Annotated in this window: 18 protein-coding genes and 1 pseudogene; 2 read left to right on the forward strand and 17 right to left on the reverse strand. The window is 39.9% G+C overall.

Annotated elements, in window-relative coordinates:
- Position 1: 1 nt before the first annotated feature.
- A complete protein-coding gene (locus HMPREF9088_RS06915) occupies positions 2-1,018 on the reverse strand; it encodes an inorganic phosphate transporter (protein WP_040366737.1) in 1,017 nt (338 codons plus the stop codon).
- Between the two features lie 264 nt (positions 1,019-1,282).
- Here HMPREF9088_RS06915 and rpsT point away from each other — a divergent pair, with 264 nt between their 5' ends.
- A complete protein-coding gene (rpsT, locus tag HMPREF9088_RS06920; protein WP_007208461.1) occupies positions 1,283-1,537 on the forward strand; it encodes a 30S ribosomal protein S20 in 255 nt (84 codons plus the stop codon).
- 79 nt (positions 1,538-1,616) lie between these two features.
- Here the strand turns inward: rpsT and holA are convergent, their stop codons facing one another.
- The 11 genes from holA to HMPREF9088_RS06975 form a co-directional block, all read right to left on the reverse strand.
- Complete coding sequence (gene holA, locus HMPREF9088_RS06925; RefSeq protein ID WP_007208462.1) at positions 1,617-2,651, reverse strand: DNA polymerase III subunit delta; 1,035 nt, start codon at positions 2,649-2,651, stop codon at positions 1,617-1,619.
- Positions 2,652-2,700: 49 nt separating this feature from the next.
- Positions 2,701-4,818 carry a DNA internalization-related competence protein ComEC/Rec2 gene (locus tag HMPREF9088_RS06930; protein WP_007208463.1) on the reverse strand — a complete coding sequence of 706 codons (2,118 nt, stop codon included), beginning with the start codon at positions 4,816-4,818 and terminating at the stop codon, positions 2,701-2,703.
- A gap of 103 nt (positions 4,819-4,921) precedes the next feature.
- Positions 4,922-5,419 carry a ComE operon protein 2 gene (locus HMPREF9088_RS06935; protein ID WP_007208464.1) on the reverse strand — a complete coding sequence of 166 codons (498 nt, stop codon included), beginning with the start codon at positions 5,417-5,419 and terminating at the stop codon, positions 4,922-4,924.
- 22 nt (positions 5,420-5,441) lie between these two features.
- The gene (locus HMPREF9088_RS06940) at positions 5,442-6,041 is read right to left on the reverse strand and encodes a helix-hairpin-helix domain-containing protein (protein WP_007208465.1); all 600 of its coding nucleotides are present in this window, start codon (positions 6,039-6,041) and stop codon (positions 5,442-5,444) included.
- Positions 6,042-6,223: 182 nt separating this feature from the next.
- Positions 6,224-6,838 (reverse strand): HAD-IA family hydrolase, encoded by a 615-nt coding sequence (locus HMPREF9088_RS06945; protein WP_007208466.1) that lies wholly within the window; start codon positions 6,836-6,838, stop codon positions 6,224-6,226.
- A gap of 12 nt (positions 6,839-6,850) precedes the next feature.
- Positions 6,851-8,200 (reverse strand): PFL family protein, encoded by a 1,350-nt coding sequence (locus HMPREF9088_RS06950; protein ID WP_007208467.1) that lies wholly within the window; start codon positions 8,198-8,200, stop codon positions 6,851-6,853.
- Between the two features lie 15 nt (positions 8,201-8,215).
- On the reverse strand, positions 8,216-8,482 hold the full coding sequence (locus tag HMPREF9088_RS06955; protein WP_007208468.1) for an ACT domain-containing protein: 267 nt from the start codon (positions 8,480-8,482) through the stop codon (positions 8,216-8,218).
- Between the two features lie 177 nt (positions 8,483-8,659).
- Entirely contained in the window at positions 8,660-9,247 is a 588-nt protein-coding gene (apf, locus tag HMPREF9088_RS06960; protein ID WP_007208469.1) for an aggregation-promoting factor, read from the reverse strand.
- 422 nt (positions 9,248-9,669) lie between these two features.
- The gene (locus tag HMPREF9088_RS06965; protein WP_007208470.1) at positions 9,670-10,821 is read right to left on the reverse strand and encodes an aminotransferase class I/II-fold pyridoxal phosphate-dependent enzyme; all 1,152 of its coding nucleotides are present in this window, start codon (positions 10,819-10,821) and stop codon (positions 9,670-9,672) included.
- Positions 10,822-10,838: 17 nt separating this feature from the next.
- Complete coding sequence (locus HMPREF9088_RS06970; RefSeq protein ID WP_007208471.1) at positions 10,839-11,561, reverse strand: amino acid ABC transporter ATP-binding protein; 723 nt, start codon at positions 11,559-11,561, stop codon at positions 10,839-10,841.
- A complete protein-coding gene (locus tag HMPREF9088_RS06975; RefSeq protein ID WP_245785528.1) occupies positions 11,554-12,954 on the reverse strand; it encodes an ABC transporter substrate-binding protein/permease in 1,401 nt (466 codons plus the stop codon). The genes HMPREF9088_RS06970 and HMPREF9088_RS06975 overlap by 8 nt, the downstream gene beginning before the upstream one ends.
- Positions 12,955-13,246: 292 nt before the next feature.
- Between HMPREF9088_RS06975 and HMPREF9088_RS06980 the strand changes: the two genes are divergently transcribed.
- Entirely contained in the window at positions 13,247-14,338 is a 1,092-nt protein-coding gene (locus tag HMPREF9088_RS06980; protein WP_007208474.1) for an iron-containing alcohol dehydrogenase family protein, read from the forward strand.
- 55 nt (positions 14,339-14,393) lie between these two features.
- Here HMPREF9088_RS06980 and HMPREF9088_RS06985 read toward each other — a convergent pair whose 3' ends face one another.
- The 5 genes and pseudogenes from HMPREF9088_RS06985 to HMPREF9088_RS11455 all read right to left on the reverse strand — a co-directional run bounded on the left by HMPREF9088_RS06985 (position 14,394) and on the right by HMPREF9088_RS11455 (position 16,760).
- Entirely contained in the window at positions 14,394-14,864 is a 471-nt protein-coding gene (locus tag HMPREF9088_RS06985; RefSeq protein ID WP_007208475.1) for a YbaK/EbsC family protein, read from the reverse strand.
- Positions 14,865-14,881: 17 nt separating this feature from the next.
- Positions 14,882-15,543: pseudogene (locus HMPREF9088_RS06990) on the reverse strand (DNA alkylation repair protein).
- A 55-nt stretch (positions 15,544-15,598) separates the two neighbouring features.
- Positions 15,599-15,727 (reverse strand): hypothetical protein, encoded by a 129-nt coding sequence (locus tag HMPREF9088_RS12540; protein WP_007208477.1) that lies wholly within the window; start codon positions 15,725-15,727, stop codon positions 15,599-15,601.
- A 112-nt stretch (positions 15,728-15,839) separates the two neighbouring features.
- Positions 15,840-16,310 (reverse strand): hypothetical protein, encoded by a 471-nt coding sequence (locus HMPREF9088_RS07000; RefSeq protein WP_143139671.1) that lies wholly within the window; start codon positions 16,308-16,310, stop codon positions 15,840-15,842.
- A gap of 138 nt (positions 16,311-16,448) precedes the next feature.
- Positions 16,449-16,760, reverse strand: coding sequence for a hypothetical protein (locus HMPREF9088_RS11455; RefSeq protein ID WP_052607489.1), 312 nt, complete (start codon positions 16,758-16,760; stop codon positions 16,449-16,451).
- Between the last annotated feature and the right edge of the window lie 147 nt (positions 16,761-16,907).

The following is a 16,907-nucleotide window of genomic DNA, read 5'->3' on the forward strand; positions in this document are numbered from 1 at the left end:
CTTAAAATATTGCTACGAACAATTTAGCCATCAAATATGCAATTAACCCACAACCAGGAAAGGTCATAATCCAAGCGAAAAGCATCTCTTTTACGATTTTCCAATCGACACTTGATAGACGCTTCGACGCTCCTACTCCCATGATTGCTGTCGTTTTTGTATGAGTCGTAGATACTGGTATCCCTAACACAGAAGCCAAAAATAAACAGATAGCAGCACTTAAGTCTGCTGAAAACCCTTGATATACTTCTAATTTCACCATATCCATGCCGACCGACTTGATAATCTTCATGCCACCAACTGACGTTCCTAATCCCATCGTCAATGAACAAAGTGCCATCACCCATAGCGGAATGGTAAAACCGTTACCCGTTTTTTCTGCTAGGTTATTGTAATAAAGACCTAACATAAATACACCCATGAATTTTTGACCGTCTTGTGCACCGTGCAAAAAGGCGTTGGCAGCTGCACCAAAGGCTTGACCATACGTAAAGAATTTGTTTGCCTTTCTTCTTGGTACATTTCTAAAACATAGTACAACGAGCTTGGTAATCAAATACCCTCCGAAAAAGCCTATCGCTGTTGATACAATCAAACCAACTAATACTTTACTCCATTCCGCCATATTGACTGCAGCTACACCACCCAGTGCCATAGCGGAGCCAGTCAAGCCAGCAATCAGTGCATGTGATTCACTGGTCGGAATACCAAAAAACCACGCAGCTACTGCCCAGACAACAATTGAAAAAAGCGAAGCAGCCAACGCAACTTGCGCAGCCTGTAATCCTTGCGCTTCGAAATTGACAATGTTGCTGATTGTTTCGGCTACTTGTGCATTGAAATACGTCATCACCAATGCACCCAAGAAGTTCATAATTACAGCCAAACCAATTGCAAAATTCGGCCTTAATACTCTCGTAGAAACTGCCGTCGCGATTGCATTTGGCGCATCCGTCCAACCATTAACAAAAATAACCCCCATAACCAACACAATTGTAACAATAAGGGCGATACTCATTTTTTCACCACCATTTAAATTTTCGTAAGTATCATACCATAGCCACAATTAAATCAAAACCATTATTTTAAATATTGTAAATTTTATGTATTCATTTTGTTAATTTATGAAGTTTTTTTTCTTACTCTTCTGGTGATTTCAAAAAAATCTGTTAAGTAAAATTTCTTTACAACTTTTAATTGCAATCGTCGCAAGGATTCGTTATAATAATTAGTGTTGATTTATACGATAATCGTATAAGACTTTATTTTGGAGGTGAACAAAATGCCAAACATTGAATCTGCAATCAAACGCGTTCGCACTAGTGAAATTGCTAATGCGAAAAATTCATCTCAAACAAGCACTATGCGTACAGCAATCAAGAAATTTGAAGAAGCTGTTGCTGCTGGAGCTGAAAACGTAGATGCGTTATACAAAGAAGCTGCTAAAGCGATTGACATGGCTGAAACAAAAGGATTAATCCATAAAAACAAAGCTAGCCGCGACAAATCTCGCCTAAGCAAAAAAATCGCTAAATAAAAAAGAAGTTCCCTTTTGAATTGATTCCTAGAAATTAGCTTACTAGTTTCTAGGAAGTTCGTTCAAGGAACTTCTTTTTTTATCGTCCTACTAATCGATTGGCTGTTTGCAAAATGAATAATTCAAATAAATACTCCTTGGTCATCTGACCAGTCTTCATTTTGTAATCATTTTCCACTAATTGATCAAATAATCCCTCTAGCTCACTTCTTGAATACTTCCGCGACTGTTGCATCGCTAACTTTACTCGGTATGGATGTGCTTTGACTTGATCCGCGATTGCCCCTTGTTGCATTCCTTGTTCCATGAGTATTGCCACTTGTAAATACAATCTAATTTGTCCAATCAAAATCGCATTAATTTTGATTGTCTCCTCACCTTGTAACAAAAGCTCACGATACCCTTCTAACGCCCCATCTGCCTTACCTTTTAAGATCATTTCAGTTAACTCGAAGACATTATTTTCAAGTGTTTTGGGGATGAGTTGCTCTACAGCCTTTCCCGTTATACGCCCAGTGGCACTAGCAAAAAGAATGAGCTTCTCTAGTTCATGCATGGCCTTACTCAGATCCATTTCAGTCGATCGTAAAAACTGCTCTAACGCTTGTGGCTCGATGTCCACATTCGCTTGTTTTAGTTTCTCATGTACCATGCGTTTGACTTCGTTTTCCGCTAAGGGTTTGGTATCAATTAGGACTGCTTGTTTTTTTAGTCTTTTGGTTATCTTCTTCCGTTCATCAAATTTATCGTACGGTGCGAAAAAAACGAGTACCGTCGTTTGTAAGGGCGAGTTAAGATACTCAATCAGACGGTCCAAGTTATGATCTGGTCCATTGGTCTTTTTTTCACTCGTCAAAAAATAAGGATTCATGGCAAAGAGTAGCCGTTGATCACCAAAAAATGGCACGGTTTCCGCTTCATCAATTAGTTGATCCACAGTGAATAGTTCCAAATCAATTTGAGTGAAATTTAAGTCATTTTCAGTAATTGCCATGCGCTGTAAGAAGGCTTCTTTGACCTTTTGTTGCAGATAGGACTCACTACCTTGAATACAGTAAACGGGCTGTAAGGTTTCTATTGTTGCAATAGTTTTTAGTGCTTGTTGAATTGACATTTCTCAACCTACTTTCCGTCTTTATCCTATCATGCACATCTGCTGAATGCTACTTTTTTAAATAAAAAGTTCGCTGATTCCATAAGCCGCTCCGATACTGTATCATGCCATTTTGGTCTGTACGAAATATGTGTACTCCATGTGCCTTTAGCGTAGCCAATGTTTCTTGATGTGGATGCTTGTAGCGATTGTTACGACCGCAGGAAATGATGGCTTCTTTTGGAGTAAGCGAGTCAATAAATTCAGGGCTAGAAGAAGTTTTGCTGCCATGATGGCCGACTTTTAGGATGTCAACAGAAAAGTCCCCATATCGGCTGAGCAAGTCACGCTCTCCTTCTTCTTCAAGATCACCAGTAAATAAAAACGTACGATTCGCCCAGCGAGTATATAGCACTAATGAATCATTATTTTCTCCCTTGCCATCTTCAGGTGACAGGACAAGTAAGTCTCGTTGCTTGCCGACTTTGGTACCAGTCGCTATTTCCTGAAAGTGAACGTGCTGACTGAATGTATAGTACAACGCTTGGACTTTTTCATTTGCTAGGCTTCCTTTGCCAAGGTAGACGTTTTCCACCTTGATTGCTTGCATCAATTCATCCGCATCCCCCAAATGATCCATATCTCCATGTGTTAAAAATAAGCCATCGATTTTTGCAATCCCCTCACCTTTCAGATAGGGCACCAAAGAATACATCACACTCGCCTCAGTTTTCCGCTCTTGCCAATCCTTTCGCTCATACGCAATGCGGCCACCGGTATCGATGACATACACCTCACGATTCCACTTTGTTTGCAAGACTATAGCATCGCCTTGCCCGACATCAACAAAAGTGACTTTTTCAAAAGGAACGAGGCGACTTCCAAGAAATGGTAGCAATAAGCAGCTCGCGACCATGAATCCATATTTTTTCCTTTCAAAAGACCAAATGCCCACGACTGTACAGATAATTATCAGTAGAAGAGATGGCTGACCACTCGTCAAAACGATTTTGGGGAAGACCGTTAAAAGGAACCGACTGCTAGTCATTAAAATAATTAATAGATTTTCTACTATTGTGCCAATCAATGGCACTCTACACACGAGAAAAAGGACCGTCGCCAATGGTAACAGTAATACGTCAAAAAGAGGCATCAATAAATAGGTGAAAACCCCACTCAACAGCGGCCATTCATAAAAAAAATACATTAAAAGAGGTGCACTAATGAAAGGAATCACCTGCGCATGTAGTAGCTTTTGCCAATGTGTATATACTGAGACCGTCACAAATAATAGGAAAAAGGAAAAGGCAAATGATAGTTGACTGGATAGCTGTAGGAGTGTACGTGGTTCAATCAATAGACAACTAGCCAAAACAATGCCATAGCGATCAGTCCCGCTAAGTCTTAGCGCGCCTTCTTTTCCCACCCAATAAAGCAAGTACATGAAAATAGCTCGCAATATACTGCTCGAAACACCAAAAAAGCAAGCTAGCAAAAAGGAAAGGACTAAAAATGGTCCAAGTTGAGCCTGAAAACTTAAACCAATGCGACGAAAGAACCAATCTACCCACCCTAGAAAAAAATAGACGTGCATCCCAGAAATGCTAAATAGATGTAACAACCCATTTTGTGTAAAAGGAGTTAATTCATCATAAAATTCAACTTGACGGTACCCAAATAAAAGACCATTCACTAAATAGCCTATTTTAGGACTGATATATCGCTCCACTCTGGCAATCGCCCAACTTCTGAGCTGATGGACAAGTCGCCATATACTCATTGGCAATGGACGGACTTGTATGATGTGCTCAATTGCAAATTGACCAGTATAACGATTGGCAATTAGATAGGCTGGATAGTCAAAAGCATATTGATTGGTTTTTTTAGCTGGCGTCACAAATGTTCCCTTCACCTTGATTTGTCGTTGCCAATTCATCCTATTCGTCCAATCTTGCTTTTCTTGCTCGGACGACACAAGGTAGGTACACTTGATCTTGTTCGTTCCCACCTTGCCATCGAATTTCACCAAATCACCATTTACAACAATCGTATCGGCTGCGATTTGTATCGTCAGATTTTGGCTTTGTTCACTCGATACAAATGGCGTTGCCAGAAACGTCTCACGTGCGACTATGCCGACACTTAAAATACCTCCCAATGCTAGTAAAAAGTACTGCTTACGAAACATAAAAATACAACTATAAAAAAGAGCAATAAAAAGAAGGAACACGCTACGGCTATACCAGCTATAAAAGAGACAAGTAGCTGCCAGGACAGGCAAAAAATATTGATTACGATTCTTTTGAAGTGTGCGGATTGGTGAGCACTCCACTTGAAAGCTTCTCAAAGTAGTGCGGATGTAAGGTTACCTGGTGGACTTCCGCTCCGACGTGCGCCATTAGCTCTTGCGCATACAAATTATTATGATAGTCATGTAAATAATGAATTTTTTTGATTCCTGCTTGTAGTATGGATTTCGTACACTGCAAGCAAGGAAAATGTGTTACATAAATTTCTGCGCCATTGGTCGAAATCCCAAATTTTGCGCATTGCAAGAGCGCATTCATCTCCGCATGGATGGTACGAATACAGTGACCATCTACCATCGCACACCCCTCATCGATACAATGCGTATCGCCACTCACCGAGCCATTGTAGCCACCGGCAATGATGCGCTTTTCCTTAACTAATGTCGCTCCGACTTCTAATCTAGTACACGTGCTTCTCAGTGATAACAATACTGCTTGAGCCATAAAATATTGATCCCAAGGAATTCGTTCGTTTGTCATGTATGTCTCCAATCTCGTTTTCTTATATTGTAATCGAGTCGCGTAATTTTTCAACAGTCTTTTCACCAAAGCCGTCCACCTCGGTCAATTGGTCAATTGATTGAAAGTTGCCGTTTTGTGTTCGATAATCAATAATTGCCTGTGCCTTCTTCTCTCCTATACCCGTTAATGTCTGTAGTTCTTCAGCTGATGCAGTATTAATATTGACTTTGCTTTCGTTGCCTGCTTGCGGGGTTTGATTGGTTTGTTCAACTGTTTCTCCTTTTCTGGGAATATAGACAAGTTGTTGGTCCGCTAACACGATCGCCATATTCACTTGTCGATCCTCTGCATCATCTGTCAATCCACCTGCTACGTTAACTAACTCATGCAGCCGTGCATTGATAGGCAACTCATAGACTCCGGGCTTTTTGACTGCTCCCTTGATGTCTACTAGAATAATTTGCTGCGGTACACTCGTCGTTGTTTGGGTCGTTTGCTCGGTTGGCACCGAGACATCAGTCCATACATCCTCTTTGGGCTTTTGAAAAAGAAAGAACCACACACCAATACTTATCCCAAAAAGACCTAACATACTGCCAATCGCCAAATATTGCTTTGTACTCCTACTCGTATTTTTCATCCAATTACCACCTCATCAATAGTTACGCAAAAAAAACTGAGATAGAATTATTCAACGAAAGCAAAAAGACCAGAAAATCCGCAAGTTTTGTTAAACTTTTGGCTTTCCTGATCTATTTTATAGTGCTTATTTCTCTCTCGCCGATTCGAACTTTTTAGCACGAAACGATTTACGTCCCAAAATCATGAATTGATGGCACGAATTGCGAGTAATTCGTTCACTTCATACGTTGCAGGCACATCAATTAATAGTTGATCCTCATCAAAAAAGATGGTTTTCACGCCAGCTGCATTGCCAGCTAAGATATCCATATTTCGATCACCAATCATGACCGTTTCATTTGGATTCATTTGATATTTTTCCATCAAGTATTGAATGGCATCTGGTGCCGGCTTTCTTGGAAATGGACTTTCTGAGCCAATGATTTCCTTGAAGTTATCGAGTAATTCATCTTTTTCTAATAGTTCTTTGGTTCCTGGCGGATCGCGATGGGTCAAAATATAGTTAGTATGACCACTAGCGACTACCCACTCCAAAATTTCTTTCGCTCCTTGAAACGGAACGGGCACTCTTGGATCTTTTGATTCAATGTCTTTATACACAGACGTTAGCTGGTCGAAAGGCAATTGAAATACGTGCGTCAGTTCTTTTGATGAATGCGCCTTTAACGTGCGATAGACTTCTTTTCTGTCTGCGACTTGATGCAACTCTTTTAATGCAGCGACAAAGCCATCTAAAATAACTGGATAAGTGTCGTACAGTGTTCCATCAAAATCCCAAATATAATGCTTAAACATAAATGAAAACTCCTAATTTTTAAATGAATGAATTGGTGCAGGAATGCGACCGCCACGAAGAATAAAGTCAGTCGACTTGGCAGGATTGGTCTTCATAACTGGTGCTGTACCAAGCAACCCACCAAACTCCACCATATCGCCGACTTGTGCGTCTTTAGCAGGGATAATTCTTACAGCAGTTGTTTTATGATTAATTACACCAATTGCTGCTTCGTCGGCAATCATACCAGCAATCGACTCTGCAGGTGTATCTCCCGGGATAGCAATCATATCCAAACCAACCGAACAAATCGCCGTCATCGCTTCTAATTTTTCAAGATTTAATAGGCCACTTTCGACTGCTTTGATCATGCCCGCGTCCTCTGATACCGGAATAAAAGCACCTGACAAGCCACCAACATGATTACAAGCCATCACACCACCTTTTTTGACAGCATCGTTTAGCAAGGCCAAGGCTGCGGTCGTACCGTGTGTCCCTACTGACTCTAAGCCCATCTCTTCTAGAATCAACGCCACACTATCCCCTACTGCTGGAGTCGGCGCTAAAGACAAATCAACAATCCCAAAAGGCACACCCAAACGCTCAGAGGCAACACGTCCTACTAATTGACCCATTCGTGTAATTTTAAAGGCTGTTTTTTTGACTGTCTCAGCTACGACGTCAAATGATTCCCCTTTTACTTTTTCCAAGGCACGCTTCACAACACCTGGACCACTTACCCCTACATTGATGACACAATCGGCTTCTCCAACACCATGGAATGCACCAGCCATAAATGGATTATCTTCAACTGCATTCGCAAAAACAACCAATTTCGCACAGCCCATATCAGATGCGACAGCTGTTTTTTTGATTGTTTCTCCCATTAGCTTCACCGCATCCATGTTGATGCCCGAACGAGTTGACCCGATATTGACTGACGAACAGACAAAATCAGTCTCCGCCAAAGCTTGTGGAATCGACTCAATTAAGGGCAGATCTCCTGCCTGGTAGCCCTTTTCGACTAATGCACTGTACCCTCCAATAAAGTTCACCCCAACTGCTTTGGCTGCTTTATCTAGCGCTCGAGCAAACTGTACACACCCCTGTGCATCGACTTTACTTGCTGCAGCTATCAAGGCAATGGGTGTCACAGAGATGCGCTTGTTTATGATTGGAATACCGTACTCAACTTCAATAGCTTCGCCGACTTTCACCAAATCTTTGGCTTTGGTGGTGATTTTTTGGTAAATTTTTTCACAGGCTTTCTCAGCATCTGCATCGATACAATCTAGTAAAGAAATCCCCATCGTTATCGTCCGAATATCTAAGTTTTCTTCTTCCACCATGCGAATGGTTTCTAAGATTTGATTTGTCTCCATCTTAATTCTCCTCGCCTACAATTTATGCATTGCATCAAAAATTTCTTCATTTTGAATGCTTATTTTTACGCCCAGCTGTTCACCCAATCCATTTAAGTGATTACGGATCATTTCAAAATCTGCTTTTGGTTGTAACTCTAGCATCATCATCATCGTGAAGTATTCTTGGAGAATGGTCTGTGTCACATCGACGATATTTATGTTTAATTTGGCAAGTTCCTGACTCACACCTGCAATGATACCAACCTTATCTTTACCAATAACCGTTAAAACTGCTCTCATTTATGGAAAACCTCCTTTTATTTTTGTTTATTATAGCATAACCTCTATTTTATTCCGCCCATTTTTTCAAAATAATTTCATAAATCCATTTGTTCATTACCTACTTATACTTGAATGTTCGTCTATCTTTTTTTTCAAAAAAAAAAACTACCTTCCGAGGAAGATAGTTAATTTATTTTAGTACCAACCGTTTGCTAACCAGAAAGCTTTCGCAGCTGTCCATGAACCGTAACGACTTAAGACATATGCGTTGGCTACTTTTTCTTGATTGGCTGCAGAATAGTCACCATTTAGGTAGCTACTTGTTAATTGATAACGACCAATATATTGACCATTTGTTGCAGTATATGAACCACCTGATTCTTTATTTGCAATCCATTCTTTCGCTTCTGCCTCAGAACCTGTTGCAGTTGAAGAATAGGTAGTCGTGCTTTGTGTTGTTGTTTGTGTTGTTTGAGTTGCTTGAGTTGTTGCTGCTTGGCTTGTCGAAGCAGCTGTTGCAGTCGTTTGAGCGACTGTAGCTGAAGCATCGGTATTTAATACTAATGTTTCACCAACATAGATAAGATTTATATTTGAAATATTGTTATCAGTTGCGATACGGTTAACATAATCTGATGATCCAAAATATTCTTGTGCGATACTAGATAATGTATCATTTGCTTTAATTGTATAGTTGATTTCATCTGCATTTGCAGTTCCTGTATAAGCAACGAATCCGACTAGAGCGACAGCACTTAGAGCGAGTGATTTAAAAATTTTCATGTATGGTTGTTCTCCTTTGTATTGTGAATAAGTACGTTGTTCTTTACAAGAGATATCTTACCAAGTATTTTCCCTCGATAGGTGACAGTTAGATGACGAATTGTTTCAAAAAGATGAAAAATATCAATTCAAATGCTTTTCAAGTATCGACTAGCGACTAAAATGCTGATATATCAATATTCATCCCTAAATTTTTGTAACATTTGTTTAATCTAATTTCATTGGATTTTCTCATTTTTTAAATTGAATTACCTAATAACGGTAGAAATAATCCTTATATATTACAAAATTGTGAAATTATTTCATAATTGTAATCGGTTTCTTTGACGTCCAAAATAAAAAAGTCCAATAGCTGAGAAAAGCGTATTTGCTTTCACAACTATTGGACGTGTTTAATTTTCCGTAATTTTATATTGTTCCATTCAAAATGTCATCTTCTCAATGCGATCAAAAGCTTTTGCAAGCTGTTCTTTTGATTGAGTTGCTGCCAAGCGCACATGATTCATCCCAGTTTTGACACCGAATGCCGTACCCGGAATCATTAGAACCTGTGTCTCTTTCAATAATTTTTCCACGAAAGCAACGGAAGTCATGCCTGTCTTTTCGGTATTAATATACGCATACATCGTGCCCTTTACCTTACCCATAGATAAGAAAGGAATCGCTGCGACACGTTGTTCGATATACTCTAAGCGTTCTTTGAAAACAGCCACGACATCTGGCACCAACTCATCAAAGTGATCCAATGCATAAGTTCCCGCCTTTTGTGACAATGAATTCGCCGCATAGGAGATGTTTTCATTTAAATACCTTGCCACATCATTCACTGGACTTGGTGAAATCATGTAGCCGATACGCCAGCCAGTCATCGCAAAGGCTTTGGAAAAACCGCTAAACGTAATGGTATTGTCTGGAGCATAGGTCGCCATTGGGGTAAATGTCTCATAGAAAGTAAATGCTTCATAAATTTCATCTGAAAGAATATACAGCTCATTCTCAATTGCAATGTCGGCAATTTTTTTCATCGTATCTTTGGTAAAGACCGCCCCTGTCGGATTATTAGGCGAGTTGATGATGATTGCCTTAGTCTTGTCTGTTACCGCAGCTTTTAAGCGTTGACTGTCTAGCTGGAAGTCCTCTTCTTCAAAGGTCGGGATTACGACCGGTGTGCCACCTGCAAGTAACACTTGATCTCGATAAGGTGAAAAAAACGGCTCATGAATAATTACTTCATCGCCTGGATTTAAAATTGCCAAAAGTGCGAGATACATGCCATGGGAGACACCAACCGTCGCACGGACTTGATTTTTTTCAAACGTTAACTGGTAATTTTTTTGGTAAAAGTCAATAACCGACTGAACAAATTCAGGACTGCCATCAGAAAGGGTGTAGTGCGTATGACCTTTTTTTGCTGATAGAGCTGCATAGTCGATTATTGTTTCGTTCGTATCTAAATCAGGATCACCTATCGATAAATCAATCAGTCCCTCTGTTTGTTTTGCTAAGATACCGATTTCCATTAATAAATTTTCTTCTGGATTTTGAAAACGTTTGGCAACTGTTAATTTTTTCAACGTACTTATCTCCTCTATTACAAAACTTTATTCAAAAAACTTTGCGTCCGAGCATTTTTAGGACTACCAAATATTTGTTCTGGCGTGCCTTCTTCTTGAATAATGCCCTCATCCATAAAGATTACTCGGTCAGCGACTTCGCGCGCAAAGCCCATTTCATGAGTGACTACGACCATCGTCATACCATTTTCAGCTAATTTTTTCATAACGGCCAATACTTCGCCAACCATTTCCGGATCGAGAGCAGAAGTTGGTTCATCAAATAACATCACATCAGGATTCATCGCCAATGCACGAGCGATTGCTACCCGTTGTTGTTGTCCACCAGAGAGACTTGAAGGATACGCTTGGCTTTTTTCTTTTAGACCGACTTGATCTAGTAACTTTAGACCTGTTTCGTTGGCAGCCGCTGCCGCTTCTTTTTTGACCTTTATTGGACTAATCGTCACATTTTCTAACACTGTTTTATGTGGAAATAGATTAAAACTTTGGAAAACCATTCCCATTTTTTGACGTAATTGATCGATATTGACTCCTTTAGCCAAAAGATTGGTTCCCTCAAAGTCAATGCGACCAGACGTCGGCGTTTCCAATAAATTTAAACAACGTAAAAAGGTACTTTTCCCACTACCAGAAGGACCAATCACAACGACCACTTCACCGGCAGCAATTTCAAGATTAATGCCTTTCAGTACTTCGTTTTTCCCAAATGTTTTATGCAAATCTTCTATTTTAATCATTCGTATTCATTCTCCTTTCGGCAACACCTAATAATCGCGACATGCTAAATGTCAATACAAAGTAAATTAACGATACAATGACATATGGTAAGAACGGCTTGAAGCTAGCTCCTTGTACATTTCCTGCTTGGAAGATCAACTCAGAAACACCAATGACGGAAACAACAGAGGATTCTTTTATGACAGTCACAAACTCATTACCTAGTGCTGGTAAAATATTTTTGATTGCTTGTGGGAAAATAATAAATTGCATAGCTTGGCGTTGATTCATCCCCAATGAACGAGCGGCTTCCATTTGCCCTTTATTTACTGCGCTGATCCCAGCACGAATGATTTCTGCGACATAGGCAGCACTATTTAATGCCAATGCAATACATCCAGCGGCAAGTTTTGACAAGTCTATGCCGATGATTCCTGAACCAAAGTAAACAATAAAGATTTGTACTAATAGTGGCGTACCGCGGACATATTCGATGTATGCAGTAGCGATCCATCGTAATATACGGATTTTTCCTAACTTAATAAGTGCTAGAATTGCACCAAATATCGCGCCAAAAAATACCCCAATAATCGCTAAGAAGATTGTATAGCCTGCACCATTCACGTAATATTTATAGTACTTTTGGAAGAAATTTTGATCTTTTTGAAACATTAATTTATTGGCTTCTGCTTGGTAGGTTTTCATTAAGCCTTTGTCATCAATTTCTTTAATAGAAGCATTTATCTTTTCTTTAAGTACTGGACTATTTTTTGGCATTGCGATTGCTGTTTGCTTCGTGCCATTTTCAAAGGTAACATCGGCTAAAGTAAGTGAAGAATCACGGTCAACGTATGCTTCGGCTACTGGTTGCTCTAAAACGACGCCTTCGACTTTTTTATTGGTCAAATTCATGATCAAATCTGGTACTTTCTGTAAGGAAACAGCTGTTGCCCCGACTAATTCAGTTTTGACTAGTTCTTCCTGCGTGGTTTGCTTTTGCGCACCGACTGATTGTCCTTTAAAGTCATTCACTGTTTTGTATTTGTCAGCATCAGCCTTGCGGATCACGACTTTTTGCGAAGATGTAAGATACGGGTCAGAAAAATCTACTTCCTTTAATCGTTCTTCAGTCGGAGTCATTCCGGAAATGATTAAATCTATTTTACCAGTTTTTAGTGCACCTAATAGTGCATCAAATCCAAGTTCTTCAATCTTAAGCTTGACGCCTAGGTCATCGGCAATTTTTTGAGCAATCGATACATCGAACCCGACAATCGTATCCGTGCCATTAACCTCCGCATGAAACTCATATGGTGCATAGTCTGCAGAAAGACCGACAACTAATTCACCAGCATCCTTGATTTTTTGGTACTCTGCATCGGTCTCCTCTGCTTTCACGAATCCGACTGGCATGACAGTCCCCAATGTTAGCAGGCAAGCCATTATCGCAAGTACCCACTTTATCTGTTTCTTTCTCACAAATTTTCTCCCCTTTAATTATTCATTTAATGTATAAAAATTCATAACATAGTAGTAACATCATAGCACATTCATCTGCAGTTTAAAAGGTTTTTTCTTGTAATAACCATGGAATCAATGCTTTAACAAATGATTCTTTTTTTCGTCGAAATTTTCTAAAAATTGACTTGTCAGCTCCATCGTCTTGCTCTACTATTACACTATAGAAAAGGAGTGTGACAAGCGAATGTCTAATCAATTAATCGTCCGTGGTGCACCACAAGAATATAGTTGTCATGAAGGTTCATGGTCGACCCTCCCTGACCATTTAAATGCTCGAAAACTTACAAAGCTACTCGTTTTACATGGAAATGATTCCTGGGAGGCAGCTAAGCCTTATTTGCCAGATCTAAGTGAATTTGATAGTACGTATGAATATTACGGTGGTGTGTGTACTGATCAGCGTACATCGGAAGTCGTCGCATTGTTTCAAAAAAGCAAGACTGAAGCAATAGTAGCTGTTGGCGGTGGAAAAATCACAGACCTTGCCAAACAAGCAGCGCATCAACTTCGCTGTCCAGTAATCATCCTGCCTACATTGGCGTCAACTTGTGCCGCTTATACTCCATTAAGTGTGATGTATTTTGAAGATGGCGCGATGGATCGCTTTGATATCTTCCCTCAAGCCAATGCCTTGGTACTGATAGAACCAAGAGTTATCCTAGCATCGCCTCGTAAATTATTGATTGCTGGGATTGCTGATACACTAGCTAAATGGTACGAAGGAGATGCCATCATTCGCCAACTTGACACGGTGCCCGTTGAAGTGCAAGTCGCGCACTTTGCAGCAAAACAATGTCAAGAAAACTTACTAACCTATAGCTACGATGCCTTAGCTGCGATGGATCAACAAGAATTAAATGCCGCGTTTCTAACTGTTGTCGAGACGAATATCTTACTAGCAGGTATGGTTGGTGGCTTCGGCGATGAATACGGGCGTACAGCTGGCGCCCATTCAATCCACGATGCCATTACGATGATTCCAGAAAGTCATCATCAATTGCATGGAAATAAAGTCGCTTATGGGATTTTTGTCCAGTTAGTTATTGAAAAGAATTTGCCAGAGATTGAAAAACTCCTACCATTTTATCAAAAGCTAGAATTACCTACTTGCCTAGCAGATATGAATATGCACTTCACCGAAGAAGACTATCGCCGAGTCGCAGAACGTGCCACCATACCTGAAGAAAGTATTCACTTACTAGCTGAAGAGATTTCACCAGAAATTGTGATTGCTGCTATGAAAGAATTAGAAACATTCATAACAGACAAAAAATAAAACGAACTGTGGAAGGCACTTGCTTTATTAGTGCCTTCCACGGTTCGTTTTTTTATTACTCGACTTCTTTGCAGACATCCACCCATGCCAGACTATTGGCATAGCGAGCCAATTCATCAATGGTCAGCTCAATGGCACTATTACTGCTACCACAAGCTGGAAAAACAGTCACAAATTTTTGTAAGGATATATCTAAATAAATCTTGACTCCTTCATTTACAGCAAACGGACGCACGCCACCAGCAGCATGACCCACAGCTTCTTCGACCTGATCAAAAGCAACCATGCGTGCCCGCTTTTGAAAGTATGCCTTAAACTTGCGGTTATCAATTTTCTGGTCGCCTGCCACCACAATTAAGATGACTTCATCATCTTTTTGGAAAGCTAGCGTCTTAGCAATCCGCTCTTCCTCGCAATGCAACGCCTCAGCTGCCAGCGCCACTGTCGCACTCGATGTCTCAAACTCTTGGATGCGATCGTCCATGCCAAATTCGGCAAAATACTTACGAACTGCCTCAATACTCATGCTTTCCAACTCCTTTATTAGTCTTTTGGTACATATTTCATCCCTTCTCGGATACTTAGTGGCTGCATTTGTTTTTCATGTTCTTGTATAAATTGTTTTACCCATGTTGGATTGGTTTTTGAGTAATCTCGTATGCCCAACCAATCGCCTTTTTTATGAAAAATTCTTTCTCAGACATATTTTTTAAAAGAATGTTTGCAAGCAATGCTTCGTTCGTTTTCTCGCGTCTGCCTAATTGATGATCAATCGCAATACGTCGCAACCAAAAATCAGCGTCCTCTGCCCATACAAGCATCAATTCATCCACTCTATGATCCCCTAACCCAATCGCGCCAATTATCTGGTCAAAACTATCGATCGAATCCCACCATTGTTTGGATTGAATCAGCGGCAAAAGACGCTCCATATCTTCAAAATGCAACTCTTTTTGACGACTTTGAAGAAAATCTAAGGCGACATACTGACATTCACGGTGCTCGTTTTGCCATAACTTTTCCATAAATTGCCAATCGATTCCCTCAGCCTGACGCCATTGCTTTAAATACGGGCGCACGAGCATACGTCGTTCAGGTGTTTTTATGCCAAAAAAGACAAAGTGATTTTTTAAGTACGAAGCCTGTTGTTCAGCGATTTCTTTATTTTGATGCTTGGTAAATAATGACACTATCTCTTCGTACATGACAAGCTCCTTCCTAGCAAAAAACGGATAAATGATGGTCACTTATCCGTTCATTTTACTTATTATAAATTTTTGGTCCTTTGCGCATATGCTTGCGATCATTTTTTGGCGTAGCCATTTTGTCGGATCGACCGCCACCTTGTTTCTTTTGGATAAGTTCTTGCATCTTCTCTTTTGCGTTCATTTTTTCACCTTCTCACATTTGACAATCCATGAAAAGAATACCTAATTTTCAATGAAGTTACAAGAAAAAAATCTATAGTTTACAAGAATAGCAAAGTTCTTTGTCATCATCTTTATTGGTAAGCTTTCCACCAATCATCGGCTTGATACTTTAAAAGGGTTGATTTACCACTATGTACCACAAAAAACACCCGTCTATCATCACTTGTTATTCCGTCAGGTCCGTTAACGTTTGGTGGGACTAGATATAAGGTAAGTGTTGCATTATTAGCTCCTGTATTCGTACCAGGTAGATGTACCTCATAATAGTGATTCACCATTTTAGGTAAATCAGAACTATCAATCGCAAATTTGCCATGTGCGATTATACCATTCCAATAACCGTTCTTTGTTATCGCCGGAAAGACGGTGGTTCGATTCTGATAATAGTCTTCAGAGGTATAGCCACCTAGTGTAAAGTCAGAATCTGCAATGGATTGATTAAAACTATCCGTCGAAAAGGTCCCTTCAAATGGTGTCAAATCTTCTTTTAATACTACATCATACGTTGCATTATCAGCTGGTTTTTGCTTCGTAAAAGTCATTTCATGACTTATAACGCCATTACTCATCTTAATTGTCATATCAGATGCTAACACGTATTGAAGAGTAATTATAAAATTTGAATACCCATCTGCTTTTTCCATCGCCGTTTCCGAAGTAAAGCCCGCTTGTGTTTCTTGTCAATTCGTCGCAAAGCTCGCCTCCGCTTGCCCATCTGAAGTTGAATACTGGATGTGCCACTTATTTGTGCTGACATTCGATATCATGGCAGAGTCGCCACTGCTTGCGTACACTTCACCTGCGATATCAATTGCCTTCGTTTCAGCCTTATCCACTACTTTTGATTCACTGGTACTCACTACCGTTTCACTTATCGTAACAGAAGACTCTTTTGTTAAGCTTTCATTGGAAGAGTTCTTCTTTACATTTGATTGACATCCCGCCAAAACAAGTCCACCAATCACCCATACGAATACCATTTGCCTTTTCATTCCCCATTCCTCCAAATAGTTTGTCATTTCTTTCTATTAGCTTACCTGATTTAACAAAAAAATAAATGTAAGTAGACATAATATTTTTATTGGTTTTTTTATACTTGATTTCAGATATGAAAAAGCTCTAGGGACCCTTAAAAAGGA

Source organism: Enterococcus italicus DSM 15952 (genome assembly GCF_000185365.1).
Classification (GTDB): domain Bacteria; phylum Bacillota; class Bacilli; order Lactobacillales; family Enterococcaceae; genus Enterococcus_G; species Enterococcus_G italicus.

Coding starts and splice junctions, on each gene's coding strand:
- HMPREF9088_RS11455 (WP_052607489.1), bottom strand. CDS start 16,760: ATGAAAAGGCAAATGGTATTCGTATGGGTGATTGGTGGACTTGTTTTG.
- holA (WP_007208462.1), bottom strand. CDS start 2,651: ATGTCAATTCAACAAGCACTAAAAACTATTGCAACAATAGAAACCTTA.
- HMPREF9088_RS06945 (WP_007208466.1), bottom strand. CDS start 6,838: ATGTTTAAGCATTATATTTGGGATTTTGATGGAACACTGTACGACACT.
- HMPREF9088_RS06930 (WP_007208463.1), bottom strand. CDS start 4,818: ATGTTTCGTAAGCAGTACTTTTTACTAGCATTGGGAGGTATTTTAAGT.
- apf (WP_007208469.1), bottom strand. CDS start 9,247: ATGAAAATTTTTAAATCACTCGCTCTAAGTGCTGTCGCTCTAGTCGGA.
- HMPREF9088_RS06950 (WP_007208467.1), bottom strand. CDS start 8,200: ATGGAGACAAATCAAATCTTAGAAACCATTCGCATGGTGGAAGAAGAA.
- HMPREF9088_RS06915 (WP_040366737.1), bottom strand. CDS start 1,018: ATGAGTATCGCCCTTATTGTTACAATTGTGTTGGTTATGGGGGTTATT.
- HMPREF9088_RS06975 (WP_245785528.1), bottom strand. CDS start 12,954: ATGCCAGTCGGATTCGTGAAAGCAGAGGAGACCGATGCAGAGTACCAA.
- HMPREF9088_RS06985 (WP_007208475.1), bottom strand. CDS start 14,864: ATGAGTATTGAGGCAGTTCGTAAGTATTTTGCCGAATTTGGCATGGAC.
- HMPREF9088_RS07000 (WP_143139671.1), bottom strand. CDS start 16,310: ATGACTTTTACGAAGCAAAAACCAGCTGATAATGCAACGTATGATGTA.
- HMPREF9088_RS06955 (WP_007208468.1), bottom strand. CDS start 8,482: ATGAGAGCAGTTTTAACGGTTATTGGTAAAGATAAGGTTGGTATCATT.
- HMPREF9088_RS06970 (WP_007208471.1), bottom strand. CDS start 11,561: ATGATTAAAATAGAAGATTTGCATAAAACATTTGGGAAAAACGAAGTA.
- HMPREF9088_RS06935 (WP_007208464.1), bottom strand. CDS start 5,419: ATGACAAACGAACGAATTCCTTGGGATCAATATTTTATGGCTCAAGCA.
- HMPREF9088_RS12540 (WP_007208477.1), bottom strand. CDS start 15,727: ATGAACGCAAAAGAGAAGATGCAAGAACTTATCCAAAAGAAACAAGGT.
- rpsT (WP_007208461.1), top strand. CDS start 1,283: ATGCCAAACATTGAATCTGCAATCAAACGCGTTCGCACTAGTGAAATT.
- HMPREF9088_RS06940 (WP_007208465.1), bottom strand. CDS start 6,041: ATGAAAAATACGAGTAGGAGTACAAAGCAATATTTGGCGATTGGCAGT.
- HMPREF9088_RS06980 (WP_007208474.1), top strand. CDS start 13,247: ATGTCTAATCAATTAATCGTCCGTGGTGCACCACAAGAATATAGTTGT.